Source organism: Pseudomonas helleri (assembly GCF_009600315.1).
Classification (GTDB): Bacteria; Pseudomonadota; Gammaproteobacteria; order Pseudomonadales; family Pseudomonadaceae; genus Aquipseudomonas; species Aquipseudomonas helleri_A.
Genome location: NZ_WIWC01000006.1, coordinates 45,596 through 58,780 on the forward strand (window position 1 = coordinate 45,596; position 13,185 = coordinate 58,780).

Below are 13,185 nucleotides of genomic sequence, written 5' to 3' on the forward strand. Positions count from 1 at the left end.
TTATGCAGATTTATAAAGTTGGCGGCGCAGTACGTGATCGCCTGCTAGGCAAACCCGTAACAGACATTGATTGGGTCGTCGTCGGTGCAACTGCAGAGCAGATGCTGGCCAAAGGGTATCGCCCTGTGGGCACTGACTTCCCGGTGTTCCTTCACCCTAAAACCGGTGAAGAATACGCACTGGCGCGCACTGAACGAAAAAGCGGGCGCGGCTATGGCGGTTTCGTTTTCCACGCCAGCCCCGATGTCACGCTGGAACAAGACCTGATACGCCGAGACTTGACCATCAATGCAATGGCCGAGGACGACGCGGGAAATGTCATTGATCCTTACCACGGCTTGCGTGACCTCGAAGATCGAGTTTTACGTCATGTCTCCCCGGCGTTTGCTGAAGATCCTCTGCGGGTTTTGCGGGTGGCCCGCTTTGCGGCCCGCTATGCCGGCCTTGGCTTCAGCATCGCACCTGAAACGCTGGAACTGATGCGCCAACTGTCGCGCTCCGGCGAACTGCAAGCATTGACTCCAGAGCGCTGCTGGAAAGAAATCTCTCGAGCCCTGATGGAGGATCATCCTCAGGTTTTTATTGAAGTGTTGCGCCGCTGCGACGCACTCGACGTTCTACTGCCTGAGGTCAACGCACTTTTTGGCGTGCCGCAACCGCCGGCACATCACCCTGAAATCGACAGCGGCGCTCACACCCTCAGCGTGCTTGAGCAGGCGGCCTTGCACCGTCAGCCACTCACTGTGCGATGGGCCTGCCTGTTGCACGATCTGGGCAAAGGATTAACCCCCGAGGACCAATGGCCCCGACATATTGCCCACGAGCATAAAGGGCTAAAACTGATCAAAGCTGTCAACGAGCGCTACAAAGTGCCGCGTGACTGTCAGGAACTGGCGCTATTGGTGGGCGAATATCACACCCACGGCCATCGCGCCCTGGAACTCAAAGCGTCAACACTGCTGGAGCTGCTCCAGCGCTTTGATGTGTACCGGCGGCCACAGCGCTTTGAGGAGTTTATTGTGGCGTGCGAGATGGACGCCAAAGGACGTTTGGGTCTGGAAAACCGACCGTATCCGCAAGCTGATTATCTGCGCGGCGCTGCGCGGGCCGCGCAGGCCGTAGCGGTTCAGCCGCTTATTGAGCAAGGCTTCAAAGGCCCACAGCTGGGTGAAGCACTCAAACATGAACGGCTAAAAGCGCTGCAAACGTACAGAGCGGCCGCAAACGGCTGATCGGTCTGATGACGTTGACGCGGGCCCGGAACAGGGCTCGCAGCCTGCGGCAGCGACTACAACGGCGCTGCGGACAACACCATTGCAGGCGTCAACTGCTTGCCCCGCCACTCGAACGGGACAGGCGCCAGCACTTGGCCAATCCGGGCGTCTGCCCACATCTGAGCAAGCGTAATACCTGCACTCGGATGCACCTTGTTGGGCGCCATCATTGACAATGGCCAAAGCACAAACGCATTGGTCAGAATCTCGGCCCGAGGTAACGTCAACCCCTCGAAGCTGCCGATCAAATCACCGTAAAACAGCACATCAATGTCCAGCGGCAAACCTTTGCGATCTTGGGCATAACGGCCGCTATCTGCTTCGATCAACTTCAAACGCCAGCTTAGCTCAGGCAATTCCAGGTCAGTATTGGCCGACACCACCAAATTGAAAAAAGGCCCGCTTTTGATGCCGACCGGCTGACTTTCAAACACCGCCGAACAGCGCATGTCCTGCAAAAAGTCAGCAAGGGCATCAAGCCCTGCGCACACATTTTTTTCACGCTCGACATTGCTGCCCAGCCCAAGGTAAACCTGAGTTAGCGACATCCGCGCTCAATCTCCACACCCACACCTGAAGCCGCTGCAACTGCACCCGGCTTGGTCAATTTGAGGTGCAACCAGGGAATATTGAATTCGCTCATCAACACCTCAGCCAAACGCTCGGCAAAGGTTTCAACCAGCTGAAATTGCGCCTCTTCAGCAAACGCCTGAATACGCGCGCTAACGCTGGCGTAATCCAGAGCAAGCGTCAGGTCATCACCCGCCGCAGCCGGGCGATTATCCCAAGCAAAACTCAGATCAAGCCGCAAGCACTGTCGGATGCCACGTTCCCAGTCATAAGCACCAATTACGGTGTCAACTTCCAGGCCTTCGATAAACACTCTGTCCAAGCACTCTTCTCCGCAGCACGACAAGGGCGCAATGCGCCGTTAGAATCAGGGCATCCTCGCCCGGAATAGTTAGCATGTTTTGGTTACTGGCGATCCTCGCCTACCTGCTTGGCTCTCTGTCCTTCGCCATTTTGCTCAGTCGCCTGACAGGCAATCCCGACCCGCGAACGAGTGGCTCAGGCAATGCAGGCGCGACCAACATGTTGCGTCTGGCCGGCAAAAAGCTCGCCATCCTGACCTTGCTGGGCGACCTGTGCAAAGGCCTGCTCCCCGTCCTGCTGGCCAGCCAGCTGGGGCTTCCACTCCAGCAACAAGCCTGGATTGGCACCTGCGCCGTGGTGGGCCATATGTACCCGCTGTACTTCCGCTTTCGCGGAGGCAAAGGGGTCGCCACTGCCGCCGGCATGCTACTGGGGCTTTACCCGCCTGCAGCTTTATTGGCTGTGAGCGCATGGCTACTGACCTTCCAGCTGACCCGTACCAGCTCACTGGCGGCACTGATTGCAACCCCACTGACCCTGCCCTTGTTCGCCTGGCTGGAACCCACAGCCCTGCTACCCATGAGCGCGCTGACGGCACTGATTGTCTGGCGACACCGTCGTAATTTACGCGACCTTATGGCCGGGCGCGAACGGCATTTCTGATTCGGACAGATGACACACACTCGTCTTCATCTGCCCCACCCGCCCTCACAATGGCTTCAACTGCTCCATCGGCCAGCGCGCCTGCACACTGATCGCCAGACTTTCGTGCTGCCCTGCCTGCAAACGCTGACAACCGGCAAACGCGATCATGGCCCCGTTATCCGTGCAGAACTCCGGACGAGCGTAGTAAACCTGCCCATTCATACCACTGAGCATTTTTTCGAGCGATTCGCGCAACGCCTTGTTTGCACTCACTCCGCCCGCAATCACCAAACGCTGCATGCCAGCCTGCTTCAATGCGCGCTTGCACTTGATGGTCAGCGTCTCGACCACCGCGTGCTGGAAAGCCAGGGCGATGTCGCAACGCGCCTGATCAAGATCATCCCCCGCTGCGACACAACGCTGCCACGTATTCAAGGCAAAGGTTTTAAGCCCACTGAAGCTGAATGCCAGCCCTGGACGATCCGTCATGGGCTTGGGGAACACAAATCGGCCCGCAACCCCCTGAGACGCCAGACGCGCGATCTCAGGCCCACCCGGATAGTTGAGCCCCATCATCTTGGCTGTTTTGTCGAATGCTTCCCCGGCGGCATCATCGAGGGTTTCACCGAGCAACTCGTATTGACCGATACCATCAACACGCACCAACTGGGTATGACCACCGGACACCAACAAAGCGACGAACGGAAACTCCGGCGGCTGCTCTTCCAGCATCGGAGCCAGCAAGTGGCCTTCCATGTGGTGTACGCCAAGGGCCGGAATACCCCAGGCAAAAGCCAGCGCCTGAGCGCAAGAAGCCCCAACCAGAAGGGCCCCGACTAATCCAGGTCCTGCGGTGTAAGCGATGGCGTCAATCTCTGTAGGCACACAATCTGCCTCAGCAAGAACCTGACGAATCAAAGGCAGCATGCGACGCACATGATCGCGCGAGGCAAGCTCGGGAACGACACCGCCATAAGCGCGGTGCAGATCAATCTGACTGAACAGTGCATCGGCCAAAAGCCCGCGCTCACTGTCGTACAGCGCGACGCCGGTTTCGTCGCAGGAAGTTTCTAATCCCAGTACTAGCATGGGTTTACGCCTTGTAGAGGCTAAATTCGAAGGCGCGCATAATAGTCGCCACTCCCGCCCCCGGCCAGCGGTTTTCGATCAGAGGCTTTGCATTCCGGGCGATGAGGGGTTAACATCCGCAACCCTTAAAAACCGACGTCTTCCAACGCGATTTTGCCTTGAGACGTTGACCCCGGTAATGAATGAAGGTAGCTCTGGATGCCAGCCGTCAAAGTAAAAGAGAACGAACCCTTCGACGTAGCTCTGCGTCGTTTCAAGCGCTCCTGCGAAAAAGCCGGTGTTCTGGCTGAAGTTCGCAGCCGCGAATTTTACGAGAAGCCGACTTCTGAGCGTAAGCGTAAAGCAGCAGCTGCTGTTAAGCGTCACGCGAAGAAAGTTCAGCGCGAGCAGCGCCGCGCCGTTCGTCTGTACTAATACACAGACGTTCGTTGCATGCTTCTGCCAAGCCCGGCCTAAAGCCGGGCCGTAGGCAGTTGCAGCAAGTTACACGCAATACTGTCAAGGCCGCAGATGCGACCGCGACAAAACGCTTTACCACGTCAGACCTGGCCTAATAGCCAGCGGTGCACGTCTTTACTGACGAGCCTTCCAAGGCTACCGACGAGCACACCCCTCTGATTTTCCTCAAAGACGATCAGCCCAAGGCACCTCTCGCGTGCCTGCTTATTGAGCTATCCGAGACCAGCCATTGGTCAACACGGAACTCAGAGCGCTACACCTATCGAAGCCCTCTACTCTGAACTATGAATGATCAGATGTGTTTCGACAGATACACTTCCCCCACATGATTGAGCAGACGTCTTGCGATCCGGCAAAACCCTTGCCTGCACGCCTGATGACCACGCCTTTTATGCAGGTTAATGCTGCGCAGTGATGACGAGAACGCCATGGCCGGGCTAATTCCCCAGAGCTTTATTGACGACCTTCTGAACCGTACCGACATCGTCGATGTCGTTAGCTCACGCGTGCAAATGAAGAAAGCCGGCAAGAACTACACCGCCTGCTGCCCCTTCCACAAAGAAAAAACCCCGTCTTTCAGCGTTAGCCCGGACAAACAGTTTTATTACTGCTTTGGCTGCGGCGCTGGCGGCAACGCCCTCGGCTTCATCATGGACCACGACAACCTGGACTTTCCCCAGGCCGTCGAAGAACTGGCCAAAGCCGCTGGCATGGAGATCCCCCGAGAAGAAAGTGGCCGACCGCACAAACCGCGACAACCCACTGACTCTCCGCTGTACCCGCTTCTTACTGCTGCGGCTGAATTTTATCGCCAAGCCTTAAAAAGCCATCCTGCAAGAAAAGCGGCCGTGGATTACCTCAAAGGCCGCGGCCTGACCGGCGAAATAGCCCGCGATTTTGGATTGGGGTTCGCACCGCCAGGGTGGGACAACCTGTACAAACACCTGAGCAGCGACACCCTTCAGCAAAAGGCGATGATTGACGCCGGCCTACTGGTCGAGAATGCCGAAACCGGCAAACGCTATGACCGCTTCCGTGATCGCGTGATGTTTCCTATCCGCGACAGCCGAGGTCGCATCATCGCGTTCGGCGGCAGGGTATTAGGTGACGATAAACCGAAATACCTGAACTCCCCTGAAACCCCGGTCTTCCACAAAGGCCAGGAGCTGTACGGGCTGTTCGAAGCGCGCAAGTTCAACCGCAGCCTTGATGAAATCATTGTGGTCGAGGGCTACATGGACGTCATCGCCCTCGCCCAACAAGGCTTGCGCAATGCCGTGGCCACGCTGGGTACCGCCACCAGCGAAGAGCACATGAAGCGCCTGTTTCGGGTGGTACCCAGCGTATTGTTCTGCTTTGACGGCGACCAAGCGGGTCGCAATGCCGCCTGGCGCGCACTCGAAGCGACACTGCCATGCCTGCAAGACGGCCGACGCGCCCGGTTTTTGTTTTTGCCCGAAGGCGAAGACCCGGACACGCTCGTACGCTCTGAAGGCACCGATGCGTTCAAGGCCCGAATCAACCAACACGCACAACCGCTGGCCGATTACTTCTTCCAGCAACTGACTGAAGAGGCCGACCCGCGCTCGCTTGAAGGCAAGGCTCATATGGCCACTCTGGCTGCACCGCTGATCGATAAAGTACCCGGCGCCAACCTTCGGGCATTAATGCGCCAACGCCTGAGCGAGATTACCGGCCTGACCAGCGAAACCGTTAGCCAACTGGCGCAAAAAGCCCCTGCCGCACCGCAACCTGCCTACGACCCGGGCATCGATTACGATGCCATGCCGGATTACAGCGACTTCCAGCAACCGGACTCCTACCTCCCTCAACAGGAGTGGACACCCAAGAAACCTGGCGCTGGCGGCAAGAAATGGGAGAACAAGCCCTGGGACAAAAAAGGCAAACGCGGCGGGGAGCGGGAGCAAGCCTGGATTCCAGTCGGGGTAGAACCACCCACACTTACAGCCTTGCGGACTCTGCTGCACCATCCGCAATTGGCAAAAAAAGTTGAAGATGCGGGGCACTTTGCCGCTGAAGACCAGACAAATAATCAGCTATTGATTGCTCTGGTAGAGGCCGTACAGAAAAATCCTAAGCTAAGCTCAATACAGTTGCTGTCCCGCTGGCACGGCACAGAGCAAGGCCGATTGCTCCAAAGACTGCTGGAAAAGGAATGGCTAATTGATGCCGATAACCTTGAACAACAGTTTTTTGACACCATAACTAGCCTGTCAGCTCGCCAACGCGAGCGAAATCTAGAGCAACTTCTTCGAAAAGCACGTCAAGGCGAGCTAAGTAGCGAGGAGAAGCAACAGTTACTCGACCTTTTGGGTCGTAACAATCGCGCATCAAACCCGACCTCAACTGGCGCGTGAGGTCATAGCTAAGGTATAATCCTCGGCTTGTTTTTTTGCCCGCCAAGACCTTCAGTGGATAGGGTGTTATGTCCGGAAAAGCGCAACAGCAGTCTCGTATCAAAGAGTTGATCACCCTCGGCCGTGAGCAGAAGTATCTGACTTACGCAGAGGTCAACGACCACCTGCCCGAAGATATTTCAGATCCGGAGCAAGTGGAAGACATCATCCGCATGATTAATGACATGGGGATCCCCGTACACGAGAGTGCTCCGGATGCGGACGCCCTTATGTTGGCCGATGCCGACACCGACGAAGCAGCTGCCGAAGAAGCAGCTGCCGCGTTGGCGGCAGTAGAGACCGACATTGGTCGTACTACCGACCCTGTGCGCATGTATATGCGTGAAATGGGCACGGTAGAACTGCTGACACGTGAAGGCGAAATTGAAATCGCCAAGCGTATCGAAGAAGGCATCCGTGAAGTGATGGGCGCAATCGCGCACTTCCCTGGCACGGTTGACCATATTCTCTCCGAGTACACTCGCGTCACCACCGAAGGTGGTCGCCTGTCCGACGTTCTGAGCGGTTATATCGACCCGGACGACGGTATTGCGCCACCCGCTGCCGAAGTGCCGCCTCCTGTCGACCCCAAGGTGAAAGCCGAAGGTGACGATGAAGAAGACGACAAAGAGGAGTCCAGCGACGAAGAGGAAGAGGTCGAAAGCGGCCCTGACCCAATCATCGCAGCTCAGCGTTTTGGTGCCGTCTCTGACCAGATGGAAATCACGCGCAAGGCACTGAAAAAGCACGGTCGTGACAGCAAGCAGGCGATTGCCGAGCTGGTTGCCCTGGCTGAGTTGTTCATGCCGATCAAGCTGGTCCCGAAGCAATTCGAAGGCCTGGTTGAACGTGTTCGCAGCGCTCTGGAGCGTCTGCGTGCCCAAGAGCGCGCCATCATGCAGCTGTGTGTACGTGATGCACGTATGCCGCGTACCGATTTCCTGCGCCTGTTCCCCGGCCATGAAGTTGACGAAAGCTGGAGCGACGCGCTGGCCAAAGGCAAAAGCAAATACGCTGAAGCCATTGGTCGCCTGCAACCGGATATCATCCGTTGCCAGCAAAAGCTGTCTGCGCTTGAGGCTGAAACTGGCCTGAAGATCGCCGAGATCAAGGACATCAACCGTCGCATGTCGATCGGTGAGGCGAAAGCCCGCCGCGCGAAAAAAGAAATGGTTGAAGCCAACTTGCGTCTGGTGATTTCCATCGCCAAGAAGTACACCAACCGTGGTTTGCAGTTCCTCGACTTGATCCAGGAAGGCAACATCGGCTTGATGAAAGCGGTAGACAAGTTTGAATACCGCCGCGGCTACAAATTCTCGACTTATGCCACCTGGTGGATCCGTCAGGCGATCACTCGCTCGATCGCCGACCAGGCCCGCACCATCCGTATTCCGGTGCACATGATCGAGACGATCAACAAGCTCAACCGTATTTCCCGCCAGATGCTGCAGGAAATGGGTCGCGAACCGACCCCGGAAGAGCTGGGCGAACGCATGGAAATGCCTGAGGATAAAATCCGCAAGGTATTGAAGATCGCTAAAGAGCCGATCTCCATGGAAACCCCGATCGGTGATGACGAAGACTCCCATCTGGGCGACTTCATCGAAGACTCGACTATGCAGTCGCCAATCGATGTGGCCACCGTTGAGAGCCTTAAAGAAGCGACACGCGACGTACTCGGCGGCCTCACAGCCCGTGAAGCCAAGGTACTGCGCATGCGTTTCGGTATCGACATGAATACCGACCACACCCTTGAGGAGGTTGGTAAGCAGTTCGACGTGACCCGTGAACGGATTCGTCAGATCGAAGCCAAGGCGTTGCGCAAACTGCGCCACCCGACGAGAAGCGAGCATTTACGCTCCTTCCTCGACGAGTAAAACCAAAACCCCCGGCCCTGCCGGGGGTTTTGTTTTATACATCCCTTCTCCGCGCTGCAGCCCGTCTACACTCCTTGCATTCGAGCGTATAACGAGAAGCGCATGTCACGATCGCTTGCTGTCCTGTTCCTGTCACTTATCGCTTGGACGACTGAGGTCTGCGCCTTAACGCTCACCGATGAAGAACAGCAATGGCTCGAAGATCACCCCCAATTACGCCTCGGCATTGACGCCACATGGCCACCTTTTGAGTTTCGTAATCAGGAAGGCCTCTATACCGGTCTGGCCGCTGACTATGTCGAGTTGATTGAAGAGCGCCTCGGCGTGACGATCAAACCCGTCGAGCCCTATAGTTGGAGCAACGTGCTGGAAATGGCCAAAAACGACAAAGTCGATTGGCTGCCCGGCATTATGTCGACCCCCGAACGTCAAAAGAGCCTTGCCTTTACCCGCCCTTATCTCGACTTCCCGATTGTGATCCTCGCTCACAAAGGCGGAGCTGCCCCACAAAATATTAAAGACCTGTATGGCCTCAAAGTTGCGGTGGTTGAAAACTATGCGCCACATGAACTACTGCAAACTCAACACCCCGACCTGAACATCGTCGCACTCCCGAACGTTAGTTCCGCCCTTCAGGCGCTGGCCACAGATCAGGTGGATGCAATGGTGGGCGATCTGGCCTCAAGCGTATGGAGCCTGCGGCAGCTAAAACTTGATGGCCTGTATGTCAGTGGCGAAACGCCCTACCGCTATCAACTGGCTATGGCTGTCCCCAAAGATCAAACCGTGTGGCTCGGGATTCTGGATAAAGTCCTGACTGACATCAGCCCCAGCCAAACCGAAGCCATACAAGAACGCTGGATCGGCTCTACGACTAACGATCGAGCGTTGTGGCACACCCTGATGCTCTACGTTTTGCCGGGCATTCTGTTACTCGTGACCGTACTGGTCATCGTTATCCGTATCAACCGCCGCTTGAGTTCCGAAATCTCCCGGCGTATTGCCCTCGAACAAGAGCTGCGCAGCAGCGAATATCATTACAGAGGCCTGGTAGAAAGCCTGTCAGCCATTGCCTGGGAAGCCCGTCTGGATGACTACATCTATACCTACGTATCTCCGCAGGCGGAAGCGTTGCTCGGATACCCACTGACCGATTGGCTAACCGATGGATTCTGGAACCGCTTGTTACACCCCGATGATTTGCCCAAAACCCAAGCCTACTGCGACGAGGAAATCAGTGCTGGCCGCGATCACAGCGTTGACTACCGCGTGATCACCGCCCAAGGCGAAACGCTTTGGTTAAAGGACATTATCAGTATCACCACCCACAACCAGCAGCCGGTGCTGCGCGGCCTGATGATCAATATCAGTCAGGCCAAGCAAACCGAAGAAGCATTGCGCTTGTCTGAGGAGAAATTTGCCAAAGCTTTTCACGCCTCGCCAGATGGCCTTTTACTGACCCGACAACGCGATGGCCTACTGATCGAAGTCAACGAAGGCTTTAGCCACCTCAGCGGCTACAGCAGCCCGGACGTTCTGTACCGCTCCACGCTGGACTTGAAACTGTGGGTCGATCTTCAACAGCGCATTGAGTTGCTGGCCTTGCTGAAGCAGCAAGGCTATGTGCGTGATTTCCGGTGCAGCATCCGACATAAAGACGGGCGTATTCGCCTGTGCGAAGTCTCCAGTCGACCGCTGATGATCGGGGTCGAAACCTGCATGTTGACCATCGCCCGCGACATCACCGAGCGCCACCAGATGCAGGAAAAACTCCTGCAAACCGCGACCGTTTTTCAAAGCACGGCTGAAGGCATCGTCTTTACAGATCTTCAGCAAACCATTACCGCGGTCAATCGAGCCTTTACAGAAATCACCGGCTACAGCGAAAGCGAAGCCTTGGGCCAAACCCCGCGAATTCTGGCATCAGGCCTCCATGACAGCGCGTTCTACATTGCCATGTGGCATCAGTTATCCAGCGAAGGTCATTGGCAGGGCGAAATCTGTAATAAACGCAAAAATGGTGAAACCTACCCGTGCTGGATGACCATCAGCGCGGTACGCGACAGCGAGCATCAAATCACTCATTTCGTGGCCGTTTTTGCCGATATATCCAGCCTCAAACACGCACAGGATCGCCTTGATCACCAGGCACACCATGACCCGCTGACTAACCTTCCGAACCGCTTGTTGTTTGAAAACCGATTGCAACAGGCGCTTAGCGATCCGGATCGATACGGTCAGCAAGGTGCCGTTCTGTTTTTGGATCTGGACCGGTTCAAAAACATCAACGACAGCCTTGGTCATCCCATTGGTGACCTGCTGCTAAAAGCTATCGCTTTACGGCTGAAAGAACAGTTGCGCGACATCGACACAGTGGCCCGCCAGGGTGGGGACGAATTCATCATCCTGCTGCCGGCACTCAAGAACCCCAGCGATGCCGAACTGATTGCCAACAAGCTGTTGGCCTGTTTCAACGCCCCCTTTGTGGCAGGTGAACATGAGCTGTTTATCAGTGCCAGCATCGGCGCCAGTATCTACCCCGATGACGGAACCGACGTGGCCACACTGGTCAAAAACGCCGATGCCGCGATGTATCGCTCTAAGCTTAAAGGGCGTAATCGTATTGAACGCTACACCCATGACCTGACAGCTCAGGCCAGTGCGCGAGTCCTGCTGGAACAAGAACTGCGGCGCGCGCTGGAACGCGGCCAGTTGTCACTGTCTTATCAACCCAAGATCAGCCTCAAAGACCATAGTCTGGTGGGAGCAGAAGCACTGATTCGCTGGAATCATCCAGAACTGGGGAACATCCCGCCTGATCGCTTTATCGTGCTGGCCGAAGAAAACGGCATGATCATTCCCATCGGCGATTGGGTGCTTGAGCACGCGTGCCATCAATTAAATGCCTGGAAGCAAATCTACGAACCCTTCGGCCCCGTATCCGTCAACTTGTCGGGCACCCAACTGCGTCAACCCGCCTTACTTGCACGCATTCAAGAACTGCTTACAAGCTACTCCCTTGAGCCAGGAGGACTACAGCTTGAGATCACTGAAAACTTCATCATGAGCCAGACTGAAGAAGCGCTGGACGTCTTGCACAAACTCAAGCAGATGGGCGTACAACTGGCCATTGATGACTTCGGCACCGGATATTCCTCCCTCAGTTACCTCAAACGCTTACCGCTCAACACACTGAAAATCGACCAGTCATTTATCCGAGGACTGCCGGATGACGTCGATGATGTCGCCATCGTTCGCGCCATCATTGCACTGGGTCGCAGTATGCAACTGACCATCATCGCGGAGGGCGTAGAAACCCAGGCCCAACAGGATTTCCTGGCCAAAGAAGGCTGCGAACAAATACAGGGATACATCGTCAGCGTGCCGTTATCGGCGGATGAATTCGCAGCTTCCTTTCTTCGTATGTCTATTTCAGACTTTTCGGATAGCACTGGCGCGAAACCATCGTTATAATCCGCGACCTACTGAGGGCCTATAGCTCAGTTGGTTAGAGCAGGGGACTCATAATCCCTTGGTCGTAGGTTCGAGTCCTACTGGGCCCACCATACTCAAAGCCGCGCACTGCGCGGCTTTCGTGTTTCTGGAGTGGTCACTGCGTTCCAAAGGTGCCCATCAGGCAAAGGGCCCGGTTGCCAGCCTTTTGGCTTCCCCTCCCCAAAGCAAAATCCTCAATACTCCTTCCTGCACCTGCCAGTCTTATGCCTTCCGTACCCAACGAGATGCGCAAGACAGATCTCGATGTCGTGTGCGCCCGGAAAAAAAATAAAAATTGACTAGAGTTGAACGCTGTGCGGCGTTCGCACATGACGTTTTCCGGCCTCGGACTATAAGTGTCTGGCATGGGTCAGGCATAAAAGAGGGCGCGGAATTTAAAGGAGATGGCATGAAGAGCAAAGTTAAAAAGGGACATGTGTTTTTGATTATTTTTATAGCGTTTGCGGTATTCAGTTTTTTGATGACTAACTGGGATCAATCCTTGTGAGTGCCTGAAAGCTACGCAAGTGCTACCGCAAAGCGCAATCACCGACAGCCCTGTACCATGAACATCCACATCGCTCATGCCACAGGAATGCCCCTTGTCCGATACCCGCCCACCCGCGCTGGATGAAATCGACCGTCAATTGATTGCCGCCTTGCAGCTCAATGCCCGTGAAAGCGTGGCGATGCTGGCTCGTCAGCTGGGCATTGCGCGCACCACGGTGAACTCGCGTTTGGCACGCTTGGAGAAGACCAGGGTGATCACAGGTTACGGCGTGCGTTTGGGCCAACGACTGATTGATGGCGGGTTGCAAGCCTACGTCGGGATTACGGTGCAGCCACGCTCCGGTAAAGACGTGGTGCGACGCTTGAGCGCAATGGCTCAGGTGCAACAGTTGTGTGCCGTGAGCGGCGAGTTCGATTACGTGGCATGGCTGCGCAGCGACTCTCCCGAGCAACTGGATCAATTGCTCGATCAGATCGGCAGCGTTGAAGGCGTCGAAAAAACCACAACGTCGATCATCCTCAGCAGCAAAGTGGATCGCGGATAAC

Annotated in this window: 11 protein-coding genes and 1 tRNA gene; 8 read left to right on the forward strand and 4 right to left on the reverse strand. The window is 55.9% G+C overall.

Going from position 1 to position 13,185, the window contains the following annotated elements; genetic code table 11:
* Window positions 1-2 precede the first annotated feature (2 nt).
* Window positions 3-1,232, forward strand: a complete 1,230-nt coding sequence (locus GHN86_RS05695) for a multifunctional CCA addition/repair protein (protein WP_153386209.1) — start codon at window positions 3-5, stop codon at window positions 1,230-1,232.
* Between the two features lie 56 nt (window positions 1,233-1,288).
* Here the strand turns inward: GHN86_RS05695 and folK are convergent, their stop codons facing one another.
* Both folK and folB read right to left on the reverse strand, forming a co-directional pair.
* Window positions 1,289-1,822 (reverse strand): 2-amino-4-hydroxy-6-hydroxymethyldihydropteridine diphosphokinase, encoded by a 534-nt coding sequence (folK, locus tag GHN86_RS05700; RefSeq protein ID WP_153377997.1) that lies wholly within the window; start codon window positions 1,820-1,822, stop codon window positions 1,289-1,291.
* A complete protein-coding gene (gene folB / locus GHN86_RS05705) occupies window positions 1,813-2,166 on the reverse strand; it encodes a dihydroneopterin aldolase (RefSeq protein ID WP_153377996.1) in 354 nt (117 codons plus the stop codon). The genes folK and folB overlap by 10 nt, the downstream gene beginning before the upstream one ends.
* A 74-nt stretch (window positions 2,167-2,240) precedes the next feature.
* Here folB and plsY point away from each other — a divergent pair, with 74 nt between their 5' ends.
* On the forward strand, window positions 2,241-2,810 hold the full coding sequence (gene plsY / locus GHN86_RS05710) for a glycerol-3-phosphate 1-O-acyltransferase PlsY (protein WP_153377995.1): 570 nt from the start codon (window positions 2,241-2,243) through the stop codon (window positions 2,808-2,810).
* A 45-nt stretch (window positions 2,811-2,855) separates the two neighbouring features.
* On the opposite strand, the gene tsaD is transcribed toward plsY, so the two are convergent.
* A complete protein-coding gene (tsaD, locus tag GHN86_RS05715) occupies window positions 2,856-3,881 on the reverse strand; it encodes a tRNA (adenosine(37)-N6)-threonylcarbamoyltransferase complex transferase subunit TsaD (protein WP_153377994.1) in 1,026 nt (341 codons plus the stop codon).
* A gap of 198 nt (window positions 3,882-4,079) precedes the next feature.
* Between tsaD and rpsU the strand changes: the two genes are divergently transcribed.
* The 5 genes from rpsU to GHN86_RS05740 all read left to right on the forward strand — a co-directional run bounded on the left by rpsU (window position 4,080) and on the right by GHN86_RS05740 (window position 12,200).
* Window positions 4,080-4,295: a 30S ribosomal protein S21 gene (gene rpsU, locus GHN86_RS05720; RefSeq protein ID WP_002551877.1), complete on the forward strand. Its 216-nt coding sequence runs from the start codon at window positions 4,080-4,082 to the stop codon at window positions 4,293-4,295.
* Between the two features lie 473 nt (window positions 4,296-4,768).
* On the forward strand, window positions 4,769-6,718 hold the full coding sequence (dnaG, locus tag GHN86_RS05725) for a DNA primase (protein ID WP_153378040.1): 1,950 nt from the start codon (window positions 4,769-4,771) through the stop codon (window positions 6,716-6,718).
* 68 nt (window positions 6,719-6,786) lie between these two features.
* Window positions 6,787-8,634: an RNA polymerase sigma factor RpoD gene (gene rpoD, locus GHN86_RS05730; RefSeq protein WP_153377993.1), complete on the forward strand. Its 1,848-nt coding sequence runs from the start codon at window positions 6,787-6,789 to the stop codon at window positions 8,632-8,634.
* 102 nt (window positions 8,635-8,736) lie between these two features.
* Window positions 8,737-12,108, forward strand: coding sequence for a bifunctional diguanylate cyclase/phosphodiesterase (locus GHN86_RS05735; RefSeq protein WP_153377992.1), 3,372 nt, complete (start codon window positions 8,737-8,739; stop codon window positions 12,106-12,108).
* A gap of 15 nt (window positions 12,109-12,123) precedes the next feature.
* Window positions 12,124-12,200: transfer RNA gene (locus tag GHN86_RS05740), tRNA-Ile, on the forward strand.
* A gap of 299 nt (window positions 12,201-12,499) precedes the next feature.
* On the opposite strand, the gene GHN86_RS05745 is transcribed toward GHN86_RS05740, so the two are convergent.
* Entirely contained in the window at window positions 12,500-12,715 is a 216-nt protein-coding gene (locus GHN86_RS05745) for a hypothetical protein (protein ID WP_153377991.1), read from the reverse strand.
* Between the two features lie 16 nt (window positions 12,716-12,731).
* Here GHN86_RS05745 and GHN86_RS05750 point away from each other — a divergent pair, with 16 nt between their 5' ends.
* Entirely contained in the window at window positions 12,732-13,184 is a 453-nt protein-coding gene (locus GHN86_RS05750; RefSeq protein ID WP_153377990.1) for an Lrp/AsnC family transcriptional regulator, read from the forward strand.
* The last annotated feature ends 1 nt before the right edge of the window (window position 13,185 follow it).

Coding starts and splice junctions, on each gene's coding strand:
- GHN86_RS05695 (WP_153386209.1), top strand. CDS start 3: ATGCAGATTTATAAAGTTGGCGGCGCAGTACGTGATCGCCTGCTAGGC.
- folK (WP_153377997.1), bottom strand. CDS start 1,822: ATGTCGCTAACTCAGGTTTACCTTGGGCTGGGCAGCAATGTCGAGCGT.
- plsY (WP_153377995.1), top strand. CDS start 2,241: ATGTTTTGGTTACTGGCGATCCTCGCCTACCTGCTTGGCTCTCTGTCC.
- tsaD (WP_153377994.1), bottom strand. CDS start 3,881: ATGCTAGTACTGGGATTAGAAACTTCCTGCGACGAAACCGGCGTCGCG.
- rpsU (WP_002551877.1), top strand. CDS start 4,080: ATGCCAGCCGTCAAAGTAAAAGAGAACGAACCCTTCGACGTAGCTCTG.
- dnaG (WP_153378040.1), top strand. CDS start 4,769: ATGGCCGGGCTAATTCCCCAGAGCTTTATTGACGACCTTCTGAACCGT.
- rpoD (WP_153377993.1), top strand. CDS start 6,787: ATGTCCGGAAAAGCGCAACAGCAGTCTCGTATCAAAGAGTTGATCACC.
- GHN86_RS05735 (WP_153377992.1), top strand. CDS start 8,737: ATGTCACGATCGCTTGCTGTCCTGTTCCTGTCACTTATCGCTTGGACG.
- GHN86_RS05745 (WP_153377991.1), bottom strand. CDS start 12,715: ATGAGCGATGTGGATGTTCATGGTACAGGGCTGTCGGTGATTGCGCTT.